Below are 26,391 nucleotides of genomic sequence, written 5' to 3' on the forward strand. Positions count from 1 at the left end.
CTGAGAGATACGTGTGCTCCCGCCTGCAACGAAGGAGCACCGTCATGCACGCTGCTTTCCAGAACGACTACAATCACAGTCCGCTCATCCGCAAACTGGAGAGCATCTTCAGCCTGACTGACGACGAGCAGCAGGCCTTGATGGACCTGCCGATGCAGATGGCTGTCATCAAAGCCGATCAGGACATCGTGCGCGAGGGCGACCGCCCGTCCCGGTGCTTCGCGATCCTGAGCGGCTTCACCTGCACCTATAAGCTGACCGGTGACGGCAAGCGCCAGATCGTGGCCTATGGAATCGCCGGCGACATGCCCGATCTGCAGAGCCTGCACTTGAAGGTACTGGACATGACCATCACCACCCTGACCCCGTGCAGCATCGGGTTCGTCCGGCACGAGGACCTGTGGGATCTCTGCCTGCGCCAGACCCGAATCGCTGCCGCCTTCTGGCGCGAGACCCTGGTGGAGGGTGCCGCATTCCGCGAGTGGGTGCTCAACGTCGGGCGGCGGGAAGCCTATCCGCGCATGGCGCACATCCTGTGCGAGTTGCTGGTGCGTCTGCGAGCGGTGGGACTGGTCGACAACCATTCCTGCACCCTGCCGATCACGCAGGCCGAATTTGCCGATGCGCTCGGCATCACGACGGTTCACGCCAACCGCGTTCTCCAGCAGATGCGGGCTGACGACCTGATCGAACTGAAGGGCGAGCGACTGCATGTTCCCGATTGGGAGAGGCTGAAGGAAGCCGGCGACTTCCACCCGGCTTACCTGCATCTGGTGCAGGAGTGGCCAACCGCATGACCCTCACCTTTCAGCCCATTCGCGTTGCAACGGGCTTCGACGAGGACGGCATGCTGGTGCTCGACGAGGAACGGCGGCTGCTGGCGGTGCTGACTCGTCTCTCGGACACCAACGAGGTGGCTCCCGGGCAGTGGTACCTTGAGGCAGGCTTCGGGCGGTTCAATGGAATCACCCACCCCGCCTTTGCCGATCTGGACGCAGCCCGGGCGTGGATCACGCAGCGTCGTGCGAAGGGGTCCTGATCAAGCGTCGATCCTAGAGCATCGTACGGACCCAGCGGGCCGCGCTAGCGACCCGTAGGGCCACGTCAGTGAAAAGTGGACCCGGTTTTCGCTGACGCGGCCCTCCGGGTCCGGCCCGAACGATGCTCTCATCAAAAGAGGAAGCATCGGATCCGATCCCATAAGTGCAAGTCCGTTTTTGGGTCTAGGTCGGGACCTGATAGGTCCCGTCAGTATTCCTCGTGGAGGCAGGCGCCCCGGAAAGGAGCTTGGACTGGCCGCGCAATTCGCCGCCATTGAACAACTGGTCTAACAGTGCGGCCCGAATAGTGGCATACTGGCTGAAATCGGAGAGGAGGCTGTGATGTTTCCAGTCCTGCTCTGGCTTCCGGTATTTCTGGTACTGACAAGTGCCAGCTTGGCCTATCCGCTCCGCCACACGGTGGCCTCACCATCCTGCCGCCCAGGGCAACGGCCCATGCCAAACCTGAATGCGCTCATCCTGCGTGGCAGCCCAGGCGTGGCGGCGAGCGGCCCGTTGATCAAGGGCCTCTACTACGCTGAGGACCCGAACGGGTCTCACGCTATCGCGGCGTTCTTCATGGCCTGCGACCACCTTCTCGAACGGAAGCCATTTCTCATCATGGACTTTCGCTCCAATCAGTTCTTTCTCGATGGCAACCGGGATGGTTGCGTGGACGCGACTGGAACATTGTTGACGCCGGAGATTGACCCCGCGGACTTCGTTCCCGGCGTCGATGGAGCAGAAGAGCTTTGCAGCGAGGATCTGATCGGCCAAGACCAGCTTAAAGAGCGGGTTGTCATTCCATGACGCCGCTTCTGCGACATTCGCGGCCTCTCCTCCGCACACGCGCAAGGTCGATCCTGCCGCGCAGCCACGAACAATACATTCTCTTGCTTTGAACCAAACAAATAATTCAAAAATCAATCTAAATAATATTCAAAGTAAACATTCGGAATCATGACATATTTGCCTTTTATTGTTGGAGTTCTGTGCAAGTTTCAGCTACATCACTCGTCGTCAACTTGCTGACCAGCAGCACGGCAATGCAGGCCGGCAATATGTTTGCATGAGAGGCAGATGCGGCAATGAGCACTCCGACCAACCTGGAGACCTACTTCCTCCAGCTCGTCAACGAGACCCGCGCCCAGGCTGGCGTGAAGGCCCTCACGTTCGACGGCGAACTCCTCAACTCCTCCGATGCCCACAATGCCTGGATGGACCAGACAAACAACTTCTCGCATACGGGGATCGACCGTTCGAACGCGGGAGACCGCATGACGGCGGCCGGCTACGGCTGGGAGGGATGGGGCGAGAACATCGGCTACAGGAGCGGCCGGCTCGACGAGGCCACCGTCCAGAAGCTGCACGCCTTGCTCGTCAACTCGCCCGAGCATTATGCCAACATCGTCAACGGCTCGTTCGAGGAGATCGGCATCGGGCTGAAGGAAGCCGACTTCAACGGCAAGGCCGTCGTGCTCGTGACCCAGAACTTCGGCACGCCGAACGCCGCCGAGCGGGCCGAGGCCAATGACGTCGGAAGCGCCACACCCACCACGTCCGGGCCGTACCCCGGTGCCTGGGGCGAAACCATCTACGGCGATTCCGGCGGCGACACTCTCTACGGCACAGCCGGCAACGACACGATCTATGGGCGATCCGGATACGACACGCTCGACGGCATGACCGGCGCCGATGCCATGTACGGCGGTCCCGGATACGACTTGTACTACGTCGACAATCCGGGGGATAAGGCCTACGAGGACGCCGGAAACGGTTACGACCACGTCATCAGCACCGTGAGCTACTCGCTTTACGGACAGGTGATCGAGAAACTGTCGCTCAGGGGGACGGCCGATATCGACGGCACGGGCAACTCCCTCAACAACTGGATCGACGGGAACCCCGGTTCCAACGTCCTCGACGGCGCGGCCGGCGACGATATTCTGAAAGGCCGGGGTGGCGACGACATCCTGAAAGGCGGATCCGGGAAGGACGCCTTCGTGTTCGATTTCGCCGATGAGGCCCGCGGCGATACCATCGTCGACTTCGAGCACGGCACCGACGTCATCGACCTTCACTTCATCGACGCGGACACGAACGTGGACGGGAAGCAGCCCTTCGTCTTCATCGGCAGCGAGCGGTTCAACAACGTCGCGGGCGAACTTCACACCTATCGCCCTGGAGACGGCAATACCTACATCTCGGCCGACACCAACGGCGACGGCCGGCCCGAGTTCTCGATTAAGGTGCTTGGCCGGCACACCTTCGGCAGCGCCGACTTCGTGCTCTGAGACAGATCCGTGATGCGCTACGGCGGTTCGATATCGCCGCCACCCAATTTGGCAATGTCGTCGGGCTGCACCGGTCCATGAGTCGGCGCCGGGATCGGTGGGTCGGCTAAATGTCGGGCAAGTTGCGGAGCCGCAATACTGGTGCCGATCAGGCGAAACACGCCTCCGCTCCTGTTCCCTCCGGCACGGATGCCCCGGAGGGCATGCGATTCATCGCAGGGCAGCACATAATCGGGCCCTGCGCGGAGGGTCAGAGGGCCACCACGCGCAGGTCCCGCAGACGAGTAGGCCGACTTTCGTCCATTTGCGATGATGTAACCACCGGCCACATGCACGCGGGAGTCGTTGGCAGTGGCAATCCCATTGAGAGTGCCCTTGCGCTCGATCAGGGACCCAGTCTTGTCGAACTCACCGTCGGCGTACTTGCAGCCTGCCTCACGGGAACGGGTTGTTTCCCATTTGTGATCGACGAAATACGAGAGCTTGGCGCCCGAGCGCACGCCCATGTTCGGATTGCTGCGTGCGACGTAGGCATGGACCTGCGCTTTCGGTGGAATGCCGGAAACCTCGATCGTCCAGTCCCCATGTTCGGCGACACTCTGAGTGGCTTCGACTGCAAGCAGCCACATCGTATGGCTGCCGCTTACGGCCGGGGCATACACCCCGGTGTAAGGTGGAAGCGGGGAGCCGGGGGGCGGTTGGACGGGGCCGGTAGCCGATGTCGAAATAGCTCCGCTCGGCGACTTGAGCGTAACCGTGACAGGACCTGGATTGACTTTGTCGATCCATACCTCAGCGAAGCAAAGTACGGAATTGTCAGGAGGAAGGCGCCATGTCCACTCGACGTGGCCAGGCTGCTTCGGGCGCCTCGTGTAGGTGACATGCCCCTCGCTCAGATAGGCGTTGCCCGCCGCTAGAACGATGTCAAGCTTGGGTTTCCTGGTGACGCCATCGTATTCCGCGACAAGCGCCGTCAGTGCAGCCTCCAGTTCCGCCGTGCCGTCGTGCGGCCCCGTCGTTGGGCCGTAGCTGACATTGATGATCACGTTTTCGATCTTCTTCGGGTCGGCAAAGGTCAGGATGTACCGGATGCCATCGAGAACATACGCCTTGAGCCACACCCCGGTCGCATCGCGAATACCTTCTTCGGGGAATTGCACGAACACCACATCGGCCCTGGAAGCTCGATCCGTGCCCGGTTTCCAGGTCGGTGGATCGCGACGGTCGCCGGGAGCCGGGTGACCGACACGCGAAGAGGTCGGCACACGGCCGGCCAACACGTCCATGACATGTGCGCCGTGTGACCGGCGACGTGACAGGTTCTTGAACCGGGCGTCCGCGTAGCAGCCATCCTCGTCGATGCTGCCTGTCGGCGTCGTATGCAACTGGATCCATTCGTCGAGACCGATCCGCCGCCGCAAAGGTGCGGCAACGGGCGGGCCGGAATAGCGCCGGAACTCGAGGCCATAGTTGAAGTCGCGCAACTTCTGCCCGAACCGACATTTCCTTCCTTTCCGATCCTTCACCTTAACCGGCTTCCTGCCTTTATTCTGGTCCCAGATTCCCAGAACCCGCGTGCTCATCTTGGCCTGGAGAAAATGCGCGGCAGCGAACGGGCAGCCATCGTCGAGCACGCCGATGATGACTGACTCCGGCGATCCCTGGCCCTTGCGCCAGCGACTGATCTTGCTTTTCACGAACGACATCAGCGCAACAGGTTCCAGCGGAAGCGACGGTTCGACCCTGGAGACATACTTCTCCCAGACGTCGAACACGACGGTGCCTTTCACGGCCTGGACGACGGCCTCTTTTGCGGTTTGCAGGGTAGCATATGGAATGCTGTCGTCGGCCGGGCCGAGGACGACGGGGAACCCGGCTTCGCGCATTTCCTCCTCGAACCTCGCCCCGTCTTCGGCCTTTTCGAACTCCACGAGGAAGAACAGCCTGTAACTGGCTTTCCTCTCGTCGAACGGTCCAAAGTTCTCGAAGTCCGTCGATATCGCGTACAGAAGATACGGACCAAAGCACTTCGGGTAAGTGTTGCGTTCGAGCATGGAGCTTCTCCGCCTGGGCCACGGTTACGATCGTCCGCCTATGGAAACCTGTTCTTCCACTCGGCCTGCGCGGCGAGCCACACGGCCTCCATCAAAGTCGACTTCGCGATGGCTCCCCCCGCGGCGTGGGAGTAGAACGGCGAGGGGCCGTCGAGAGCCTGGGCAGCGTTGAAGGGATTGAAGTCCGTCGTCGCGGCAGCATCGATGCCGGCAGCGAGGAACTTTCTGCCCATGAGCGTCTGGCCTCCCGTACAACGCCCGACGAAGTACTCGCCCAAAGCGACGCCCAGCATGCGCCCTGCCATGCTGTCGACCGGGAAATGGACTCCCGCAACGACACGGTTGGTCGCGATCCGGGCCGCCTGACGCTCGAGCTGCTCGATGACCTTTGCGTGTGTCGCCTTCGCCGGCTTCAGCTTCAGCAGCGACTTCAGCACGTGCGCGACCGCAAAGACCTGCGTCGCGTGCCCGCTCGGGAAGCTCCCGTGCCCCGGTGTCGTAAGCATCGGTTGGACTTGGGCGTTATACTCGACCGGACGCCAGCACCCGAGGGCATGCTTGAAGCGCATTTCCACGTAAACGCAGAATTGCAGCACCATATTGATCAGTTCGAATGTGCGTCTCGTCCGCTCGGGGTGCAGGTAGACGATCGACGACCAGAAGGCGTACTGAGGGTCGATCTGCGCCATGATCTCGGTAGCGCGTTCATTCCGCAGTTCGGCCCAACTCACCACCATAGGGATCTGCCCCTCGAACGTAGACTTTTGAGGACGTTCGATTTCCGCGATCATCGCGTTGGATGACAGAACCTTGAAGGACTTTGCCGTCGCCTGAAAGCCGATCCCTTGCAGCATCTCGCCAACCGCCACGTAGGCACGAACCCACGGCTCCCACCGCATCATCTGTGCCGCATCGTCGATGCCCGGCAGGGCGGGCGCGTAGGTACCGGTATCGGGAACCGTCGTTCCTTCACGCCCGAGGATGAGCGCATCCACCATAATCGGGTTGGCAAAGACATCGGCCATCGTGCCCAGAATGGCGCCACCGGCGCCACCAGCCCCGCCGGCGCCACCAGCCCCGCCCGCTCCGCCGGCCCCACCAGCCCCGCCCGCTCCGCCGGCCCCGCCTGCTCCACCCGCTCCGCCCAGTTGGGTCATTCCTCTCTCCCTGTGATTGCCTATCGTCCCGATGGTAAACCTGCCTCCGCGAGGCAGCGCGCCCATTGCTGGCCGGTCTCGAGCTGCCCATTGGGCATGCGCGCGATATACTTCTCGACTGTCAGTTCCGGCTCGAGCTGCCGCATGTTGCGCAGGGCTTCGCGTGCCTCATCCATTCGCCCCTGACGAACGAGCGAAATCGTCAGAACCCGCCACGTGGAGGAGTGCATGCGGTTGAGCGTCAGCGACGATCGCGCAAGCCTTTCGGCGCTCAGGTATTGATGGGCCGAAAGCTCCGCCGTTGCCCCAAGGGATTCGAAGTAGTAACGCTGCGGATCGAGCGGGGAGAGGTCCATCGCACGCCGCGTCGCCTCCACAGCGATATCCCCCTCACCTTTGAACGCATGGACTGTGCCCCTGTAGAGCCACCCCAAGGCGTGGCTGGGATTGGCGGCGACGGCCTCGTCGCAACGCTTGCGAGCCGTGTCCAGGTCCTTCAACAAGTGACAATAGACGAAGCCTTCGGTCGCGAGCGCAAGGGCGTTCGACGGGTCCCGGTCGAGCGCGGCATGGGTGGCGCTCAAGGCCTCGGCGGCTTCGCGGCCCCGATCCTCGGACCAGCCGCGCGTCACCCGCAGAATGAACCAGTTGCCCAGCCATGCGCGCGGAGCGGCAATTCTGTTATGTCGGTTGATGAGTTCCTCGAGGAGCTTACGGGTTTGCAGGAACTCCTCCTTGTTTGATCTGTGCATCATCCTGATGCTGCCGAGCAGCAGCGAGTAGCTCTCGAGGGTCGGCAGCGGCTGGGTTAGGATATGCTCGACTTCGGCGTCGAAGACTGAGACATGAACCGCCCGAGCGATGCGATGCGCCAGTTCGCTTTCGGGCTTGAGGAGGTCACCAATTTCCCCGCTCAACCGTTCGGTCCAGACAACCTCGTGGCTGCGTGCATCGGCGAGCTCCGCTGTCACCAGAAGCTGACCTGCATTCACGATATACCCGCCGCTGAGGACATAATTCGCGCCAAGATGGGCCGAGATCTCGTCCACATTGTTTGCGCGTCCCCGAAACACGCTGGTCGACAGGCGTGAAATCACCTTGAAGTTCGTCGACTTCGACAGACGCAAAATCACGCTGTCGGCAAGGAGGTTGCCAACGTCGAAATGATCGCGCGACTTATTCCTTGCTTCGAAGGGAACCACCGCAATGGTAGGTTCCATCCGTGTTCCGTAGTCACGTCGGCCTGACAGGCTTGGCTTTGGACTTGGCGGACCGACCCGGTACGCCCGCACCGGCGCGTCGAAGTGCTTGAGATAGCAAGCACCGAGATCCTCGCATAGTGCATCCACCCCGTGCGTAAGCTCATCACGCGCAGCGGCCGTGGTGATTGTCTCGCCAGGACTGGCCAGTTTCGCCAGGTCGGCTACCAGATGCTCCTGCGCTGATGCACTGGCAATGGTTTCGTCGGGACCGGCCAGTGTCGCCAGCCGCGCCGCTAGATTTATCGCGGTTCCGTAGAGGTCGGTACCGTCGCTCCACGCGGTTGCGGCGTTGATCCCGGCGCGAAGGTGCAAACGCTGGCTTTCGGGAATGGCGGTGTTCCGGTCGGCAAGGGTCCGATGCATCGCGGACGCAGCCTCGACGGCGTCACGCACCGACTCAAAGCGCAGCAGTAAGCCGTCGCCAAGGTTCTTGAAGAGGACGCCGCGATGGCGCGGCAAGAGCTCGGTGGTGACCGTCTGGATGAAGTCTGTCCATCGGCGAATGGTGGCGGCCTCATGCTCTCGCATGAGCCGCACCGATTCCACGAGGTCGACCAGCAGGACGACGGTCTCTTGACGCACAAGCCCTTCGCCTGCCCTCCACACATCGGATTTCGCGGTCCGGGGGGCCTGTCCGTCTGGTTGCTCTACCGCGTCATCGCTCATGTCGATCCGGCACCGCGAGCCCGCTCAGGGTGGCGCCTGCCACGCTGATAAAGGTTAGGCTGCCCTAGCAGGAAGCAGTGTCAAGGGGCTGGACGCGAGTTTCGCAATCGACAATAACGGTCTCCACCGTGGTCGATCTTGGTTTCGGGCCGGCTTTGCATCGTCAACCCGCCAGTCAGCAATGATTTCTTAGGAAGACAAACTCCCTAAAGACAGGCCCGTTAGAGCGTCGGACCTTTAGCTGAACGCTCCGCAACCCGGCGCCGATGGCTGGACCGTCCTCAGGATTGCGAGATTCTGTTCTTGGCACGTTCCGGGATGAGACCGAGTGTCGACTCGAGCCCCGAGCCCGGTCGCTCCCATAGCACCCCGATTGACGCCCCGCCTGCAATCGGACGTCGTCCCTCCCCGCACTTGATCCGGGTGGCGAAATGCGGTTCGCTGCCTCGGCCGAAAGAGCAATGGGGAAGAGGCCGGAATCCCGGTCTCGAAGGGAAGGAACACGCGCATGGCGAAGAACACGATCTGCCTCTGGTACGACAAGGACGCCGAGGCGGCAGCCCGCTTCTATGCCGAGGTCTTTCCCGACAGCGCCGTGCATGCCGTGCACCGCGCCCCCGGCGATTATCCATCGGGCAAGCAGGGCGACGTGCTGACGGTCGAGTTCACCGTTGCGGGCGTCGCCTGTCTCGGCCTCAACGGAGGGCCTGCGTTCAAGCACAACGAAGCCTTCTCGTTCCAGATCGCCACCGACGACCAGGAGGAGACCGACCGTTACTGGAACGCCATCGTGGGCAACGGCGGTCAGGAGAGCGCGTGCGGCTGGTGCAAGGACCGGTGGGGCGTGTCCTGGCAGATCACGCCGCGCGTCCTCACGGATGCGCTGGCGGCGGGCGGCGATGAAGCCAAACGCGCTTTCGCCGCGATGATGACCATGCAGAAGATCGACGTCGCCGCCATCGAGGCCGCGCGGCGCGGCTGATGCGCCCTCGCGCCCGGCGGCACATGGACCGCCGGGCCTCGCCCGGGCCTGGCGGGGAGCGACATATCCGCGAGCCTAATTCTCCTTTAAGTCTTGGAACCTACGATGATCGCCGCGACAGGCATTTCGCCCGCCCTTTGGATGGCGGGCTTCGTCGACCCCTGACCCGAGTGTCAGGGACGTGGGGGCTTCCCTCGGCATGGAGGCGGCGATGAACGCCTTATCCCTCAGTGATTTCGAGTTCGATTTTCAGAACCGGCCAGTCGGACGTCATCATCCCCAGCAGGAGAATTCCTATACTCAGACCAACCTTGTCTCGGACGGTTTCCTGCCTGCTGCGCATATCGACCCGAACCTGATCAATCCATGGGGTGTTGCCAGCAGCCACACCGGTCCGTTCTGGGTCTCCGACAACGGGACCGGGGTCACCACAATCTACGACGGCAAGGGCGCGCCCGTCTCGATCGACGGTCATTCGTCGATCACGATCGCAGCACCTCCCGGGCAGACGGACCCGTCCGCCCCGACAGGCCAGGTCTTCAACTACACGCACAGAGGATTCAACATCTCCAGCAACGGGCATACCGGGTCGGCCAGATTTCTGTTCGCGACGGAAAACGGAACGATCTCGGGCTGGAATCCGAACGTCGATAGCGGCAGCTCCGTGATCGCCGTCGACAAGTCCGCATCGGACGCGGTGTTCAAGGGCCTCGCCATCGGATCGACGCATGGCCACACCTATCTGTATGCGGCGGATTTCCATAACGGAGTCGTCGACGTCTTCAACAATCATTTTCACCAGGTGAAGCATTTCACCGATCACAACCTGCCGGACGGCTACGCGCCGTTCAACGTGCAGGCGCTCAACGGACATCTGTTCGTGACCTTCGCTCTCCAGGATGCCGACAAGAAAGACGACGTCGCCGGCCCGGGCCATGGTTATGTCGACGAGTTCGATTTCTCCGGACATCTTCTTCACAGGGTCGCCTCGCAGGGTCCGCTGGACTCGCCCTGGGGTCTGGCCATCGCGCCGTCCGGCTTCGGGAAGTTCGCCCATGACCTTCTGGTCGGGAACTTCGGGGACGGGAGGATCAACGCCTACGATCCACACGACTTCCATTTCATCGGCACCGTGGACGATCCCAGCGGCAATCAGGTCGTGATCGGCGATCTCTGGGCGCTCGTGCCCGGCAATCGCGGCCCGAACAGCGATCCGCACAGCATCTATTTCACCGCGGGCGTGCAGGATGAGGCGCATGGCCTGTTCGGAAAGCTCACGGCCGCTCCGGAGCAGGCGCATCAGCATAATGCGGCGACGGATTGGCTCATCTAGAGCATTGTGCGGACCCGAGGGGCCCTGTCCGCATCTTGGCCGCAACCTTCTCGAACACGTCGCGTTGGGTGTTGACCAAGAAGCATCGTTCCAGGGGCATCTGATCGCAAGGAGATCCCCATGCGTCGTATTCTGTTGGGTACCGTGACCATCGCCAGCATCGCTCTGGGCGCTGCCACCGCCATGGCTCAAAATCCTCCGCCGCCGGTTCCCGGCGGAAGCGGATCCCAGACGACCAATCCGTCAACTTACCGGGACACGGCCAGGCGCGACCGTGAGCGCTCGATGCTGCTTCAGCAGAAGCAGCTTGGCATGACAACGGGCAGCGTCAGCAAGCATCATACGACCAAGAAGCATCACCGCACGACCCATCACAGCATGTGACCGGGCAGCCTTTGCGACATTCAAGCCTGGGCTCCGGTCGATGACCGGAGCCTTTCGTACGCGTAGCCGATGCCGCTCAGGGGCGATCCTCCCACGTCTGCCTAGACGACCGCCTGCAGGAGCGGGCAGGCGATTCCGGCCCTCATCCGTCGGCCCTGAACCGCCTGCGAACGATCGCTTGTCAGGAATGCCGCACCCTGGATTCGAACGGAACCGAGCCTGATCCGTTGTCCTTCATCACCAGCCGATCCGAACCTGTAGGCCCTGGTGGCTGAGAGAGACGCGCGCTCCCGCCTGCGAAAGACGAGGAGCACCGTGATGGTTGGTGCATCGAAATCAATGACCCGTGGTACCTACGATAGTTGGCTTCTCCGGCTATCGCGGACGGCGCTGGACCAGTCACGAAAACTCCTCGACGAGACCGCTCCCTTGGTGAACGCGACCGAGGGAGGCTCCGTGATCGGGGTGCGCGGAAAAGCGAAGCCGCGAAAGGCCGGTCAGGACAAGCCGGAGCGTTCCTCGCCTTGAACAATCGGCACCGTCGCGAGTTGGGCTGGATCGTCAATTGCTGAGAGGCCTGTCATGGGCGAAGGTCGCAAGTCTGCCCCCAAGCAGCCTCCCGCCGGCGGCTGGGGAGCCCTGAACGCCGTCGAACGGCATCTCGGCCGGCAGAAGGTGCTGCTGAAGGGCAACCGGACCCTTCTGTCCATGAACAAGCCGGGAGGCTTCGACTGCCCGAGTTGCGCCTGGCCCGATCCGAAGAAGCCTCACATCGCCGAGTATTGCGAGAACGGCGCCAAGGCTGTCGCCTGGGAGGCCACGAAAAAGCGCACGACTCCAGGATTCTTCGCGCAGCACACGGTCGAGGAACTCAAGACCTGGAGCGATTTCGCGCTCGAGGACAACGGCCGCCTCACGCATCCCATGCGCTACAACCCGCACACCGACAAATACGAGCCGGTGGACTGGAACGTTGCCCTGGAAGACATCGGCGGGTTCGTGCGCCGGCTCGACCCGAAGCGGGTGGAGCTCTATACGTCCGGCCGCACCTCCAACGAAGCGGCGTTTCTCTGGCAGCTCTACGGTCGGCTGATCGGGACCAACAACTTCCCCGACTGCTCGAACATGTGCCACGAGACGACCACCGTGGCGCTGCCCGAGAGCATCGGCGTCGGCAAGGGAACCGTGACCCTGGACGACTGGGAGCAGTGCGACGCTCTCTTCATCATCGGCCAGAACCCGGGAACCAACAGCCCGCGCATGATGGGCTACCTGCACGACATGGCCAAGCGCGGGATCCCGATCGTCACCTTCAACCCGCTGAAGGAGCGCGCGCTCGTCAAGTTCACCGATCCGCAGAGCCCGGTCGAGATGCTGACGGGAACCGGGCAGACGATCAGCTCGAACTATTTCCAGCTCCGCACCGGCAGCGACATCATGGCCATGCAGGGCATCTGCAAGGCGGTCATCGCGGCCGACGACGCCGCCCAGGCGGCCGGCAGGCCGCGCATCCTCGATGTCGGCTTCATCGCCGAGCACACCCACGGCTTCGAGGCCTTCGCGGATTATGTGCGCGGCTTGAGCTGGCAACAGATCGAGCGCTACACGGCCCTGACCCGTCAGCAGATCGAGCAGGCGGCGGAGATCTACATGAGGGCCGAGCGCGTGATCGCCTGCTGGGGGATGGGCATCACCCAGCACAAGCGCGGCGGCGACGCCATGCAGCAGATCGTCAATCTGCTGCTGCTGCGCGGCAATATCGGCCGTCTGGGCGCGGGAGCCTGCCCGATCCGGGGACATTCCAACGTGCAGGGCGACCGCACGGTCGGCATCTACCAGAAGCCCAAGGAGCCGTTCCTCGCCAAGCTCGACGAGACGTTCGGTTTCCGCAGCCCCCGCGAGGGCGGGCACGATACGGCCGAATGCTGCGAGGCGATCCTGCGCGGCGAGGTCGATGCCTTTCTGGCCATGGGCGGCAACTTCTTCCGCGCCATTCCCGACATCGACCGGGTCGGCGCGAAGGTGCCGGAGATCGGCATGACCGTGCATGTCGCCACCAAGCTCAACCGCTCTCACCTGATCCACGGCAAGCGGGCCTATATCCTTCCGGCCCTTGGGCGCACGGAGCTCGACATCCAGAACGGGCACAAGCAGACCGTCACGGTAGAGGACAGCTTCTGCATGGTCCACGGCTCGACCGGGATCCTGACGCCCGCGAGCGAGCATTGCCGCTCCGAGCCCTGGATCATCGCGGGCTTGGCCAAGGCGACGGTGGCCGACCGGGCGAAGATCGACTGGGACCGGCTCGTGGCGGATTATTCCCTGATCCGCGACAAGATCGAGGCCGTGCTGCCCGAGCAGTTCGCGGATTACAACGCCCGGATCGCGACTCCGGGCGGCTTCCGCCTTCCCAATGGGGCGAGCGTGCGCAAATGGGACACGCCGACCGGAAAGGCCAATTTCCTCTTCAAGCCCGGCCAGACCGACCAGGACGACGACACGCCGGAAGCGCCGCACCTGCAGCTCATGACCCTGCGCGGCCACGACCAGTTCAACACGACGGTCTATTCGTACAACGATCGCTATCGCGGCGTTTCGGGCGAGCGGATGGTGGTGTTCATGAACGAGCAGGATATCGCCGGTCTCGGTCTGTCGGAGGGAGCGGTAATCGAGTTCACCAGCGCCGCCGGAGACGGGATCGACCGGCGCGTCGGCGGCTTCAAAGTCGTCGCCTACGACGTGCCGCAGGGCTGCTGCGCGGCCTACTACCCGGAAACCAATGCGCTCCTGCCCCTCTCCCACCGCGACGAGCGGAGCAACACGCCGGCGGCGAAATCCGTCCCGGTTCGGATCAGCGCGGCGCGGCCCGGCAAACCGGTCTCGAGCGAACCCGACGTGGCGGAGACGCATCCCGAGCAGCCGCCGCTGACCGTGCCGGTTGCCTGATGATGACCCGCGACATGGCGCTGCCCCTTTGCCGTTCCAGGCCAAATACTCACCGCCTTTGGGTTGTTGAACAGGACGACGGCCCTACAACAAGTGGCTAAGTTTCACCTGAATTGCGGCAGCAAGGCCTCAGATCGAGGAGCCGGAGCACAGGCCGACACGGGACTGAACCGGACCGACCGACTGAGCTGAACGATTCGCGCTGGAGGCGTTCGCCCGGATGACGATGGATCAGGTTCAAGGACCGCAGCCTTCCTCCACGGCTCTGGAGCGCGATGCCCGCTTGGTCTCCACGGACCACAGGGTCGCACCGAGCGAGATCGCCATCGGGGTCGTGATCGGCCGGGCGGCGGAATACTTCGACTTCTTCGTCTTCGCCATCGCGTCCGTGGTGGTGTTTCCCAAGGTGTTCTTCCCCTTCGCGGAGCCCGTGACGGCGACGCTCTATTCCTTCGCCCTGTTCTCCTTGGCCTTCATCGCCCGGCCGATCGGCACGGTCATCTTCATGGCCATCGACAGCCGGCATGGGCGTGGCGTCAAGCTCACCGTCGCGCTCTTCCTGCTCGGCTTCTCGACCATGGCGGTGTCCTTCCTGCCCCGCTACGACCAGATCGGAGCCTGGTCGATTTATCTCCTGGCCATCCTGCGCATCGGGCAGGGTCTCGCCCAGGGCGGCGCCTGGGATGGACTCGCATCGCTTCTCGCGCTCAACGCGCCCGCCGAGCGACGGGGCTTCTACACGGCCGTCGCGCAACTCGGCGCTCCGCTCGGCTTCATGGTCGCCAGCGTCCTGTTCGCGTTCTTCATGCTCAACCTCTCCGACGCCGACTTCCTGGATTGGGGCTGGCGCTATCCGTTCTTCTGCGCATTCGCGATCAATGTCGTGGCCGTGTTCGCGCGACTGCGTCTCGTGGCGACGGAAGAGTTTTCGCGCCTTCTCGAACAGCGGCGGCTCGAGCCCTCACCCGTCATCCCGCTGATCCGCACCCAGGCGCGCGTTCTCATCGTCGGCGCGCTGATCCCTCTGGCGAGCTTCGCCCTGTTCCATCTCGTCACCGTGTTTCCCATCAGCTGGATCACCCTGTTCACCCAGCGCTCCGCGGGCGAGTTCCTGATGATCCAATGCTCAGGCGCCTTCATCTGCGCCGGAGCGGTCGTGGCCTCGGGCCTTATCGCCGATCAGATCGGCCGCCGCAGGCTCCTGATGGTCTCGGCCGGCCTCATCGCGATCTTCGCACTCTGCAGCACCATTGCGCCCCTGATCGTCGAGGAGAATGCGATCGGCCAGACGATTTACGTCAATGCGGGCTTCGCGCTGCTCGGCCTGTCCTACGGCCAATCGTCCGGCGCGATCACGTCGCAGCTCGAACGGCGCTACCGCTACACGGGCGCGGCCCTCACGACGGATCTCGCCTGGCTGCTCGGCGCCGGCTTCGCGCCGCTGATCGTCCTGTTCCTGACGGCCCGTTACGGGCTCGCCTGCGTCGGTCTGTATCTGCTGTCGGGAGCGGTTACGACCCTCCTGGCGCTGAGCCTGTCCCGCTCCGAAATCCGGCAGGTTTGAACCATGCACAAGCCGATGCGCCCAATCCTTGAGAACGCATCTCGCCGCCCGGGTCGATCCTTGAAGCGCAAGTCCCTCCACGCTCTGGCGCTGCTCGCCACCGCGGGTCTGCTCGCCGGCTGCAACATGACCATCTTGTTTCCAGCGGGCGACGTGGCCGCCCAGCAGCGCAACCTCATCGTCGCGTCCGTCGCCTTGATGCTGCTCGTGGTCCTGCCGGTGATCGCGCTCACCTTCATCTTCGCGTGGCGCTACCGGGCATCGAACACGGATGCTCCCTACGATCCCGAGTTTCACCATTCGACCCAGCTCGAAGTCGTCATCTGGACCGTGCCCCTGCTCATCATCATCGCGCTGGGCGCCATGACCTGGATCGGCACGCACACGCTCGATCCCTTCCGGCCGCTGGCTCGGATCGCCCCCGGCAAGCCCGTCCCCGCCGACATGAAGCCCCTGAAGGTCGAGGTCGTCGCCCTCGACTGGAAGTGGCTGTTCATCTACCCCGAATTCGGCATCGCGAGCGTCAACGAGATGGCCGCACCCGTGAACGTGCCGATCTCCTTCCGGATCACGTCATCCTCCGTCTTCAACACATTTTACGTGCCCGCCCTGGCGGGCATGATCTACGCCATGCCCGGCATGGAGTCGCCGCTGCAGGCAGTCACAAACCACGAGGGGGAGTTCACAGGCCTGTCCGCGCAGTACAGCGGGTCGGGCTTCTCCCGCATGACCTTCAGCTTCCAAAGCCTCGGCGAGCAGGGCTTCGACGAGTGGATCGCGAAGGCCAGGTCAGCTGGGGCGCCCCTCGACCGCGAGACCTATCTCAACCTCGAAAAGCCGAGCGAAAAGGAGCCGGTTCGTTATTTCTCCACTGTGGAGAACGGCCTCTTCGACGCCGTCGTGGGCATGTGCGCCCAACCGGGCCAGATGTGCGTGCATGAAATGCACCACATCGACAGCATGGGGGGGGCGGCGGAGGGAAGCGAAGAGAACCGCAAGCGTCTCGACTATGATAACCGCCACCGACTGGAAAGCGGCAACGAGCCATCCGCGGCGACCTTCCCGGCTTCCGGCCGACCACCCCATGGTTCCGTCCAGCCTCAGGGCATGATGCCACGGGACCAGGACCTGACCCGCGGCGGCGTCAACGCCCCCCAGGCTCAGCCCGACCAGGGACAGGGCAATGCCCTCCCCGGCGCCAACCGGGAGCCCGCGCCGGCCCAGTTGAACAATCAACCCGCCGACGGTCACCAGCACTGATTGGAACGAGGATCCGCATGTTTTCGAACATCGATCTCCAGCAACTCATCTTCGGACGACTGTCGCTTGAAGCCATCCCCTACCACGAGCCGATCCTGCTCGCGACCTTCGCGGTCGTCGCCCTGGGCGGGATCGCGCTCCTGGGCGCCATCACCTGGTACGACAAATGGGGCTATCTGTGGCATGAATGGTTCACGAGCGTCGATCACAAGAAGATCGGCATCATGTATGTCATCCTCGCCATCGTGATGCTGCTGCGCGGCTTCGCCGACGCGGTCATGATGATCACCCAGAAGGCGCTTTCGGTCGGCGTGAACGAGGGCTACCTGCCTCCGCACCATTACGACCAGGTCTTTTCCGCCCACGGCATGATCATGATCTTCTTCATGGCCATGCCATTCGTGACCGGCCTCATGAACTACGTGATGCCGCTGCAGATCGGGGCGCGCGACGTCGCCTTTCCCTTCCTGAACAACTTCAGCTTCTGGATGACGGCAGGCGGCGCCATCCTCACCATGATGTCCCTGTTCGTGGGTGAGTTCTCGCGGGCCACCTGGCTCGGCTTCGCGCCACTGTCGGAGGCAGCCTACAGCCCCGGTGTCGGAGTTGATTACTACATCTGGGGCCTTCAGGTCGCTGGCGTGGGGACCACACTGTCGGGCATCAACCTGATCGCAACCATCGCAAAGATGCGTGCTCCGGGCATGACGATGATGAAGATGCCCGTCTTCTGCTGGACCACACTCGCCAGCAACGCGATGATCGTCACGATCTTTCCGGTCCTGACTGCGACCCTGACGCTCCTCGCCCTCGACCGTTACGTGGGGACGCATTTCTTCACGAACGATTACGGCGGCAACCCGATGATGTACATGAACCTCATCTGGATCTGGGGCCACCCGGAGGTTTATGTTCTCGTCCTGCCAGCCTTTGGCATCTTCTCGGAGGTTACCTCGACCTTCAGCAGCAAGCGGCTGTTCGGCTACACGTCGATGGTCTACGCCACGATGGTGATCGCCCTCGTGTCCTGGCTCGTCTGGCTGCACCATTTCTTCACCATGGGAGCGGGGCCCAACGTCAATTCCTTCTTCGCCATTGCGAGCATGATCATTTCGATCCCGACGGGCGCGAAGGTGTTCAACTGGCTGTTCACCATGTATCGGGGTAAACTCCGGTTCGAGACGCCGTTCATCTGGGTGGTGGGCTTCATCCCGACCTTCGTGATCGGCGGTCTGACGGGTGTGCTGCTTTCCGTGCCGCCCGCCGACTTCCAGTTGCACAATACCCTGTTCCTGGTCGCCCACTTCCACAACGTTATCATTGGCGGCGTGGTGTTCGGGGTCTTGGCAGGCCTACAGTACTGGTTCCCCAAGGCATTTGGCTTCAAGCTCGACCCGTTCTGGGGCAAGGTGTCGTTCTGGTGCTGGCTAGTCGGCTTCTGGACCGTGTTCGCGCCGCTCTATCTCGTCGGCCTGATGGGCGTGACGCGCCGGACGCAGCACTTCGACGACCCGGCCGTGCAGCCTTACCTGACGGTTGCCGCGATCGGCGTCTTCATCATCATGGCCGGCATCGCGGCGCTCCTGATTCAGCTCTTCGTCAGCTATCTTCGGCGCGAGCAGCTACGCGATCTCACCGGGGATCCTTGGGGAGGCCGCACGCTCGAATGGGCGACGTCCTCGCCTCCCCCACCCTACAATTTCGCCTTCACGCCCGTGGTCCACGATCTCGACGCATGGTGGGACATGAAGCGGCGCGGCTTCGATCATCCGATGGAAGGGTTCAGGCCCATTCACATGCCGAAGAACACCGGCGCGGGCGTGGTGCTGGCCGGGCTCAGCACCGTGCTCGGCTTCGCCCTGGTCTGGTACATCTGGTGGCTGGCAGCCCTGTCCTTCGTGGCGCTCCTGGCGGCGGCCATCATCCACACCTTCAACTACAACCGGGATTACTACATCCCGGCCGAGGAGGTCGTGCGGCTCGAAAACCAGCGCATGGCGCAACTCGCAGGGAGGGCCTGAGCCGATGCATGAGATGACCCCGCCGCCGGGCGCCACGGCACCGGTCTTCTACGAGCAGGAAGAGCACGCCCACGGCGATGGGGGCACGTTGTTCGGCTTCTGGATCTACCTGATGGGGGACAGCCTGATCTTCGCGGTCCTGTTCGCCTGCTACGGGGTGCTCGGCCGCAACTACGCGGCCGGCCCGTCGGGCGCGGAGCTGTTCGATCTGCGGCTGGTCGCGGTCAACACGACCCTCCTGCTTCTGTCCTCGATCACCTACGGCTTCGCCATGCTGGAGATGGACAAGGAAAAGGCCCGCACGACCCTCATCTGGCTCGCAGTCACGGGCCTTCTCGGCGCCGCGTTCCTCGCGATCGAGCTTTATGAATTCGCCCATCTGATCCGCGAAGGCGCCACGCCTCAGCGGAGCGCCTTCCTGTCCTCCTTCTTCACGCTGGTGGGCACGCACGGGCTGCACGTCACGTTCGGCATCGTCTGGCTCGTAACGCTGATGGTCCAGGTGCGCCTGCGCGGATTGATCCGGGATAACCAGCGTCGACTCATGTGCCTGTCCATGTTCTGGCATTTCCTCGACGTGGTCTGGATCGGCGTGTTCACCTTCGTCTACCTGATGGGAGTCATGCGATGAGCGACATCGTCGAGCCCGGGCTCGCCGGAAGGCCGCAAGGCCACGGCGAGGCGCATGGACCGCATGATGCGCACGGCTCGCAGGGCACGTTCAGAAGCTACATGACCGGCTTCGTCCTGTCGGTCATCCTCACGGCCATTCCGTTCTGGCTCGTGATGGGCAACGTGCTGGACGACACGCGCACGACCGCCATCGTCATCATGGCGCTGGCGGCCGTGCAGATCGTCGTCCATATGATCTACTTCCTGCATATGAACACGAAGTCCGAGGGCGGCTGGACCTTCCTGGCCCTGGTGTTCACGCTCATTCTCGTCGTCATCACGCTGGTTGGCTCCATATGGGTCATGTACCACCTCGACCAGAACATGATGCCGATGCCGCCGCACGAGGCGGTGCAAAAGCCCTGACGGGCAAGCGCATCGCGAAGCTGGTTGCCTTCGACATCGCCGCGCTGCTGCTCGTGGCGGGCCTCGCGGCGCTCGCGGTCTGGCAGGTCCATCGCCGGGCCTCCAAGCTGGACCTGATCCAGCGTGTGGAAGCGCGGGTTCATGCGGCGCCCACACCCGCGCCGGGACCAGGACAGTGGGGCGACGTGTCGGCGGCCGCAGACGAGTACCGCCACGTGGTCGTGACGGGCCGTTGGCTCGAGGATCGCTCCGCGCTCGTGCAGGCCGTCACGGAACTGGGCGGCGGATACTGGGTCATGGCGCCCTTGGCCCGAGACGACGGGACCACGGTTCTCGTCAACCGCGGCTTCATTCCCGCCGACGAGCGCGAACCGGCATCATGGCAGCCGCGCGGCTCGGGGCCCGTCGCGGTGGCGGGCCTGCTGCGCATCTCTGAGCCTCGCGGCGGCTTCCTGCGCGCGAACGATCCCGCGTCCGACCGCTGGTACTCCCGCGACGTGGCGGCGATCGCTGCGGCCCATGGGCTCGACAAGGTCGCGCCGTACTTCATCGACGCCGAACGGACACCGGGCCAGAGCGGCCTGCCTGTCCCCGGACTGACGGTGATCGCCTTCTCGAACAATCACCTCGTCTACGCGCTCACCTGGGCCGCGCTGGCCCTGATGGCTGCGACCGGCGCGATCTTTGTCAACCTGGACCTGCTGCGCCCCCGATGGTTCAGGTCGAGGCACGCACGCCTGCACGAATCGTGATGTGAAGCCGGAGCGTCCGTTCATTCTCTTTCGGCAGAACGGGCATGGCCCGGCTTCGCGAGATTCAATCTTTCGACCCTGTGATGCTGTTCACAGCCCGCCTCCGCGCAATCGTTCAAAGTCCCATCATCGCCAACGGAGATCGCTTCTCAGGCGGTACGGAACGCAACACTTGAACTGAAAAGGATACATTATGGATATCAACGTGAATGCCAGCCCGATCACCCAGGTCGCCACCACCACGGCCATCGGTGGTCCCGGCCTCTTCGGCGACGGCGGCGATGCCACCGCGGTGACGAACCAGCACGCCGAGAGCTCGAACGTCCAGCTGGGCGATAGCTATCACTTCCCCTGGGGCGGCCCGGCCGATTTCGGCCCCGATCTCAACGTGAATGCCAGCCCGATCACCCAGGTGGCGGACACGACGGCCGTCGGCGGCCTCGGCCTCTTCGGCCACGGCGGCGACGCTTTCGCGTTCACCAACCAGGACGCCGACATCTTCAACCATCAGGGCTAAAGCATCGGACCCAAAAGTGGACTTGCACTTTTGGGTCCGATGATCGTTCTTTGAATAGGTGCATCGTGCGGAAAACCGGATCCACTTTTCACTGACCTGGCCCTCCGGGTCCGCACGATGCGCCGCTCCTGCCCCGGAGCGCCAGGGCCGCAAGCCCGTGGCGCTCCGCCTCCCTTCCCGCCTCATCATTGAGGTCCCGCCTGCACCCGAGTCAGCGGCGTGCCATCGACCGCCGTGGCCTCAGCGCTCTCGAGCTTCTTGATGTCCTCGGGCGACAACGTCGGACGATCGACCTTGATCGTCAGCCTGTTCAGCTTGGCGGTCAACGGGAACGGCGGTTCGTAGTCGGCATCATTCACGCCGGTGAGCGTATCGGAGCCGATATCGAACGCCTCGTCCCATTGCAGGATCATCGGCAGCGTCTGAGGCAGCTTGATCGTCTGCACATCCTTGCCATCGACCCTGAGCGTACCGGTGCCCGAGCGTCCGACGCCGCTCATGTTGTCGAAGGCAAGGGTACCTGGCCCCAGGCCGTCATACCGGAAGTCGAATTCCACATTGTGCCGACCGGGTGCGAGAACGTCCGGTCCCTCCCACTTGACCCGTTTCAGGTCGACCAGATTCCACAGGAAGACCGGCTTGCCCTTGAGCAGGTAGAATCCGTAGCCCGCGAAGCGTCCGCCCGATGTCAGGATCATGCCTTCCGCGCCGTCCGGCGGCACCTCGATGTCGGCCGTGATCGTGTAGGAGGTGTTCAGCAGGACAGGCGAATCGCCCTGCGGCAATCCGGTCATGGGCCGCGTGTACACGAACTCGCTCCGACCCGCCGTGATGTTGGGACGTGGCGCGACGATGCGCGCGGCCACCGAAGCATCCATCGGGAACACCTGGTACTTCCTCGCCTCGGCGACGAACATCTTCTTCAGCTCGTCGACCTTCTGCGGGTTCTTGTCCGCCACGTCGGTGGTCTGGCTGAAGTCCGTGTTCAGGTCGTAGAGCTGGAGCACTTGGTTGTTGAGCGGATCGGGATTGGCCGTCCCGAACGCTTGCCATGGTGCGCGATTGACCTTCGTGCTCAGGAGCCAGCCATCGTTATAGAGCGCCCATTGTCCCATCATCTCGAAATATTGAGTCGTGTGGCGCGACGGCGCCTTCGCGTTCGCCGCGTCGAAGGTATAGGCGAAGCTCGTGCCCTCGATCGGCGCTTGCTTGATGCCGTCGACCACGTCCGGCGCCGCAATGCCGGCTGCCTCGAGGATCGTCGGCACGACGTCGATGACGTGCACGAACTGCTCGCGCAGGGCTCCCTTGTCCTTGATGCGCGCCGGCCACGAGACGGCCATGTTCTGGTTGATGCCGCCGAGCTGCGAGGCGTTCTGCTTGAACCAGGAGAACGGCGTGTCGAAAGCCCACGACCAGCCGGCCGACATATGATTGTAGGTCTGGTCCGTGCCCCAGACGTCGTAGAACTTCATTTGAATGTCGACAGGCAATTCGTTCAGGCCGTTGAACCACGCCACCTCGTTGGGCGTCCCCATCGGCCCGCCCTCGGCGCTGGTGCCGTTGTCGCCGTTGATATAAATGATGAGCGTATTGTCGAGCTGACCGATATCGTCGAAGGCCTGGATCACGCGGCCAATCTCGTGGTCGCTGTAGGCTGCATAGGCGGCGAAGACCTCGACCTGGCGGATGAACAGCTTCTTCTCCTCGGCAGAAAGCGAGTCCCACTCCTTGAGCACGTCCTTGGGCCAGGGCGAGAGCTTGGCATCCTGGGGAATGACGCCAAGCCGCTTCTGGTTCTCGAAAATGCGCTCGCGCAGCTTGTTCCAGCCGTCGTCGAAGAGGTGCATGTCGCTGATCTTCTTGACCCACTCCGCCGTAGGATGGTGCGGTGCGTGCGTGGCGCCGGGCGCGTACTTGACGAGGATCGGCTTGGACGGCTGGATCTGGTGCATCCGGTTGACGTAATCGACGGCATCGTCGGCCATCGCGGTGACCAGGTTCCAGCTCCCGACGGGCTTGCCTTCGAAGGGATAGATCTGCGTCGTGTTGCGGAAGAGGTTGGGTTGCCACTGATTGGCGTCACCGCCGACGAACCCGTAAAATTACTCGAAGCCCATCCCGGTCGGCCATTGATCGAACGGCCCCGACTGGCTCGCCGCGAAGGACGGCGTGTTGTGATCCTTGCCGAACCAGGAGGTGGCGTAGCCATTGTCCTTGAGGATGCGGCCGATGGTAACCTTGTCCTTGGCGATGATGCTGTTGTAGCCGGGGAAGCCCGTGGACTGCTCGGAGACGACGCCGAAGCCTGCCGAGTGGTGGTTGCGCCCGGTGATGAGCGCCGCCCGCGTCGGTGAGCACAAGGCCGTCGAGAACATGCGGTTGTAGCGCAGGCCCGCATTGGCGACCCGGTCCATGGCCGGTGTCGGAATGACTCCGCCGAATGTGCTGGGAACGCCGAAGCCGGCATCGTCGGTGATGATCAGCAGAACGTTGGGCGCGCCCTGCGGCGGCACGATACGCGGCGCCCACCAGGGCTTCGACTGCAAGGCCTCGTCCCGGATCACACCGCCGAACTGCGGATCCGGCGGGGGAAGCTGGCGCCCGTCGATGGAGGTGGTCGCATCCGGCGCGCCGGGCGTGCCGGTCGTCCCCTGGGCCTCGGCGGCGGAGATGGCCAGAATGCTGGCCGAGATGAACAGGAGGGCTGCGGAGATCGCTTTCATGGCGGGATCCTCCTCATAAGATCGCCAAGGCAAGCCCGGTGCCGTACGAACGGGACGCTGCCGCGCGGAGGTGCAGGGCGGCTCATGGCGTGGAGATCGTGCTGTGCCGAGCGCGACAGTATCGCCCTGCGACTGGCTCCCGGGCTATCGGGAACATCCCTGAAGTCGGCGGCGGCAAACCCTGATTTCAGTCGCGGCGATTCTGCGTTCCGGCCGACAGCCGGCTGCTGCGGCCTGGCGCGACAATACGCGTCGTTCGACGCTGCAGCGTTATGGTATTCTGTGCTCGGGCCCGGCCTCACCAGAACCGGGCACAATCATAATGGACCGAAGTCGGGTCAACCTGGCGAAGGAGGGGGCACCTCTCATGGAAACAACAGTCATCGGCGTCCTGAGGACGGCATGCGATCTCGTCGGCACCGGCCAATTCCCCGGGATCATCGAAGCGATCAGTTCCCTGCGGGATCAGGCCAGCGGACGAACGCGCGACCTCGCCTATTACGCGGTGCTCGAAACCGCGATGGTGAGCCGCGGCGACGCCTCGCTGGCGATGCTCGCCGGTGAAGACGGAACGGAATCCACGATCGAGCTGCTCGAGGCGACGATCCGGCGCATCATGTCGGCGCTTCACTAGCGCATCGGGCGAACCCTGAGGGTCCACGCCGGACGATATGCCATCTCAGAGAAGAAGCGTGATCAAAGGCTGCCTTGCGCCCCGCAGGCGATCTGCGCTCCCGTCATGTGAACGGGCGTCACCGGCTTCACGTCCCGGCCGGCGATGGCACAGGTGAGACGTGCCTCGGACCGGCATTGCGGCCCCTTCGCCGGACCGACCCGAGGTCCGACGGCGAATTGTACCGTCACTTCTCCCGGCGCCGACTCGAGAAAGCCCTCGACCGACGACAACCAGGTTTGGCCCACGAGATCTTCGGTGGCGCGCGCTTCGCTCAGGGCCTGCTCCACGCAGGCCACGGCGGCCTCCTTCGGCTGCAGGGGTTCGAGCACGACGGGCGGCGTGATGGCGGCGGTCGTCTCCACCTCGGGAATCGGCTTCGTCGCGGAGGCTTGCTGCTCGGCTTCCTGCGGCTCGCCACGAAAGCCGTTGATCGTCGCGAGCGCGAGGATCGCGAACACCGCAATCTGGATCGGAATGCGTTTCAGCTTGCTCAGGAGCGGAGCCCGGCTGAAAAGGATCGGGCCATACAGATGAACGAAGATGGCGACGAGGCTGAGAAGAAGAAGAAAACGCAACATAATGGATCGTGCCCGCGCGATATCGTGCGAAATGAACGGTTTGTCCTGGGAACGCCCTAAACTAACGCAGGATCACGGTCATCGCATGCGGCAAGTGCCGTTTCTCGTTTTTATGGTTAGCGAAGCGTTAAAGACCCCGCTCGCTTCCTGATGTCGAGCAACGCCGCTGCAATGTCCTGCTCCATAGTCCGGGCAATCGGGTGGCGATAGTGAATCTGATCGATGAACGCGTCGGTCTTTCTGAATTCCGGCCGGTCGTCCCACCACTCGACCAATGCCGTATTCGGCCGCCTCGCCGCAAGATCGATCAGACGCTGCCTGCAAGCCTGCTCGGCGCGATGCCGCGGCGTTCCAGACTGCGGTTGCCGTGCCGTGAACACGGGCGGGACCACGAGAACGACCGGGAGATCGGCCGGCAAAGCCGCAAGCTTTTCGCCCAGAACCCGGACACCCGGAAACGACGGCTCGCCTAAGGCGTTCCGATCGTTCTGGCGCTTGAAGAGGAGTTCGCGACGCTGTGGAGCATCCGCGAAAAGCGCCGCGTAGAGAGGCTCGTAATCCCAGAAGCCGTCCGGCCCGGACTTGGCTCTTGAAGCCGGGATGATTCCCAGGCGTCGGGCGGCCTGCTTCGCGCTGCTCATGCTGATCAGGCCGGCCAGATACTCGGACGTCGAGTCGCTGATGCGCCAGAATGGAAAGGAGTTGTTGCCGGGTTGCGTCGGATCGGAGGCACACCAGATCTCGCGACTGAGCGCCATCACCAGCGCTTTCGCGGTGCCGTCATGATGCTTCATGAACCAGTCGAGGACTGCGATCTGTTCGGGGATCTGCGCACCGGGCACAGCCAGTTGGGCGAACGGGATCCCGGTCAGCGCCGTCACCCGCGACGGGGTGATCTGGGAGATCGTCGAATTACCGATCACGGCCGCTTCGTATTTCGGGTTGCGCCCTACGCTCGCCGTCGCATTGAGTTCCCTCTGCCCGCGCAGGTCCGGCTCGCGGGAGAACGGCGAGCGTCCCGTGTCGTAGGGATCAATCAGGGACATCCCACCCACGAATGCCAGGACAAGAGCAACGGACGAGGAGACCGCCCATGTGGCGAAGCGCTTCCAGGCTCGGTTCTGAGGGCCTGCCGTCATCG

Annotated in this window: 22 protein-coding genes and 1 pseudogene; 17 read left to right on the forward strand and 6 right to left on the reverse strand. The window is 63.3% G+C overall.

What is annotated here, in order from left to right; translation table 11 throughout:
- Positions 1-44: 44 nt before the first annotated feature.
- The 4 genes from DDF70_RS11135 (at position 45) to DDF70_RS11155 (ending at position 3,334) form a co-directional block, all read left to right on the forward strand.
- Positions 45-797 carry a Crp/Fnr family transcriptional regulator gene (locus DDF70_RS11135; RefSeq protein WP_114944940.1) on the forward strand — a complete coding sequence of 251 codons (753 nt, stop codon included), beginning with the start codon at positions 45-47 and terminating at the stop codon, positions 795-797.
- Entirely contained in the window at positions 794-1,039 is a 246-nt protein-coding gene (locus DDF70_RS11140) for a hypothetical protein (protein ID WP_114944941.1), read from the forward strand. The genes DDF70_RS11135 and DDF70_RS11140 overlap by 4 nt, the downstream gene beginning before the upstream one ends.
- Before the next feature lie 343 nt (positions 1,040-1,382).
- A complete protein-coding gene (locus DDF70_RS11150) occupies positions 1,383-1,850 on the forward strand; it encodes a hypothetical protein (RefSeq protein ID WP_162820343.1) in 468 nt (155 codons plus the stop codon).
- A 278-nt stretch (positions 1,851-2,128) separates the two neighbouring features.
- Complete coding sequence (locus DDF70_RS11155; protein ID WP_114944944.1) at positions 2,129-3,334, forward strand: CAP domain-containing protein; 1,206 nt, start codon at positions 2,129-2,131, stop codon at positions 3,332-3,334.
- Between the two features lie 17 nt (positions 3,335-3,351).
- On the opposite strand, the gene DDF70_RS11160 is transcribed toward DDF70_RS11155, so the two are convergent.
- From DDF70_RS11160 to DDF70_RS11170, 3 genes are read right to left on the reverse strand one after another with little or no spacing between them, the layout of a single operon-like run.
- Entirely contained in the window at positions 3,352-5,388 is a 2,037-nt protein-coding gene (locus DDF70_RS11160) for a S8/S53 family peptidase (RefSeq protein WP_114944945.1), read from the reverse strand.
- Positions 5,389-5,426: 38 nt separating this feature from the next.
- The gene (locus tag DDF70_RS11165) at positions 5,427-6,545 is read right to left on the reverse strand and encodes a phosphatase PAP2 family protein (protein WP_114944946.1); all 1,119 of its coding nucleotides are present in this window, start codon (positions 6,543-6,545) and stop codon (positions 5,427-5,429) included.
- A 20-nt stretch (positions 6,546-6,565) separates the two neighbouring features.
- A complete protein-coding gene (locus DDF70_RS11170; protein WP_162820344.1) occupies positions 6,566-8,473 on the reverse strand; it encodes an adenylate/guanylate cyclase domain-containing protein in 1,908 nt (635 codons plus the stop codon).
- 508 nt (positions 8,474-8,981) lie between these two features.
- On the opposite strand from DDF70_RS11170, the gene DDF70_RS11175 reads away from it, so the two are divergent.
- The 12 genes from DDF70_RS11175 to DDF70_RS11230 all read left to right on the forward strand — a co-directional run bounded on the left by DDF70_RS11175 (position 8,982) and on the right by DDF70_RS11230 (position 21,270).
- Positions 8,982-9,455, forward strand: coding sequence for a VOC family protein (locus DDF70_RS11175; protein WP_114944948.1), 474 nt, complete (start codon positions 8,982-8,984; stop codon positions 9,453-9,455).
- A gap of 211 nt (positions 9,456-9,666) precedes the next feature.
- Positions 9,667-10,788 (forward strand): TIGR03118 family protein, encoded by a 1,122-nt coding sequence (locus DDF70_RS11180; protein WP_245435447.1) that lies wholly within the window; start codon positions 9,667-9,669, stop codon positions 10,786-10,788.
- Positions 10,789-10,908: 120 nt separating this feature from the next.
- A complete protein-coding gene (locus DDF70_RS11185) occupies positions 10,909-11,172 on the forward strand; it encodes a hypothetical protein (protein ID WP_114944949.1) in 264 nt (87 codons plus the stop codon).
- A gap of 318 nt (positions 11,173-11,490) precedes the next feature.
- Positions 11,491-11,700 carry a hypothetical protein gene (locus tag DDF70_RS11190; protein WP_114944950.1) on the forward strand — a complete coding sequence of 70 codons (210 nt, stop codon included), beginning with the start codon at positions 11,491-11,493 and terminating at the stop codon, positions 11,698-11,700.
- Positions 11,701-11,754: 54 nt separating this feature from the next.
- A complete protein-coding gene (locus DDF70_RS11195; RefSeq protein ID WP_114944951.1) occupies positions 11,755-14,118 on the forward strand; it encodes an FdhF/YdeP family oxidoreductase in 2,364 nt (787 codons plus the stop codon).
- A 220-nt stretch (positions 14,119-14,338) separates the two neighbouring features.
- A complete protein-coding gene (locus DDF70_RS11200) occupies positions 14,339-15,682 on the forward strand; it encodes an MFS transporter (protein ID WP_114944952.1) in 1,344 nt (447 codons plus the stop codon).
- 15 nt (positions 15,683-15,697) lie between these two features.
- The gene (gene cyoA / locus DDF70_RS11205; protein WP_281024357.1) at positions 15,698-16,942 is read left to right on the forward strand and encodes a ubiquinol oxidase subunit II; all 1,245 of its coding nucleotides are present in this window, start codon (positions 15,698-15,700) and stop codon (positions 16,940-16,942) included.
- A gap of 17 nt (positions 16,943-16,959) precedes the next feature.
- A complete protein-coding gene (gene cyoB / locus DDF70_RS11210; RefSeq protein WP_114944954.1) occupies positions 16,960-18,963 on the forward strand; it encodes a cytochrome o ubiquinol oxidase subunit I in 2,004 nt (667 codons plus the stop codon).
- Between the two features lie 4 nt (positions 18,964-18,967).
- Positions 18,968-19,594 (forward strand): cytochrome o ubiquinol oxidase subunit III, encoded by a 627-nt coding sequence (gene cyoC / locus DDF70_RS11215; RefSeq protein WP_114944955.1) that lies wholly within the window; start codon positions 18,968-18,970, stop codon positions 19,592-19,594.
- Complete coding sequence (gene cyoD / locus DDF70_RS11220) at positions 19,591-20,001, forward strand: cytochrome o ubiquinol oxidase subunit IV (protein ID WP_114944956.1); 411 nt, start codon at positions 19,591-19,593, stop codon at positions 19,999-20,001. The genes cyoC and cyoD overlap by 4 nt, the downstream gene beginning before the upstream one ends.
- On the forward strand, positions 19,932-20,753 hold the full coding sequence (locus tag DDF70_RS11225; RefSeq protein ID WP_170316055.1) for an SURF1 family protein: 822 nt from the start codon (positions 19,932-19,934) through the stop codon (positions 20,751-20,753). Before cyoD ends, DDF70_RS11225 begins: the two co-directional genes overlap by 70 nt.
- A 193-nt stretch (positions 20,754-20,946) precedes the next feature.
- Positions 20,947-21,270: a hypothetical protein gene (locus tag DDF70_RS11230; protein ID WP_114944958.1), complete on the forward strand. Its 324-nt coding sequence runs from the start codon at positions 20,947-20,949 to the stop codon at positions 21,268-21,270.
- 185 nt (positions 21,271-21,455) lie between these two features.
- Here DDF70_RS11230 and DDF70_RS11235 read toward each other — a convergent pair.
- Positions 21,456-23,996 (reverse strand): annotated as a pseudogene (locus DDF70_RS11235) (arylsulfatase).
- Between the two features lie 367 nt (positions 23,997-24,363).
- Here DDF70_RS11235 and DDF70_RS11240 point away from each other — a divergent pair.
- Positions 24,364-24,630 carry a Rossmann-fold NAD(P)-binding domain-containing protein gene (locus tag DDF70_RS11240; RefSeq protein WP_114944959.1) on the forward strand — a complete coding sequence of 89 codons (267 nt, stop codon included), beginning with the start codon at positions 24,364-24,366 and terminating at the stop codon, positions 24,628-24,630.
- A gap of 62 nt (positions 24,631-24,692) precedes the next feature.
- Here the strand turns inward: DDF70_RS11240 and DDF70_RS11245 are convergent, their stop codons facing one another.
- Complete coding sequence (locus tag DDF70_RS11245; RefSeq protein ID WP_114944960.1) at positions 24,693-25,250, reverse strand: hypothetical protein; 558 nt, start codon at positions 25,248-25,250, stop codon at positions 24,693-24,695.
- A 116-nt stretch (positions 25,251-25,366) separates the two neighbouring features.
- Positions 25,367-26,389, reverse strand: coding sequence for a hypothetical protein (locus DDF70_RS11250; RefSeq protein ID WP_114944961.1), 1,023 nt, complete (start codon positions 26,387-26,389; stop codon positions 25,367-25,369).
- Positions 26,390-26,391 lie beyond the last annotated feature (2 nt).

It is taken from the genome of Microvirga calopogonii, assembly GCF_003347665.1.
In the GTDB taxonomy this organism is placed as follows: Bacteria; Pseudomonadota; Alphaproteobacteria; order Rhizobiales; family Beijerinckiaceae; genus Microvirga; species Microvirga calopogonii.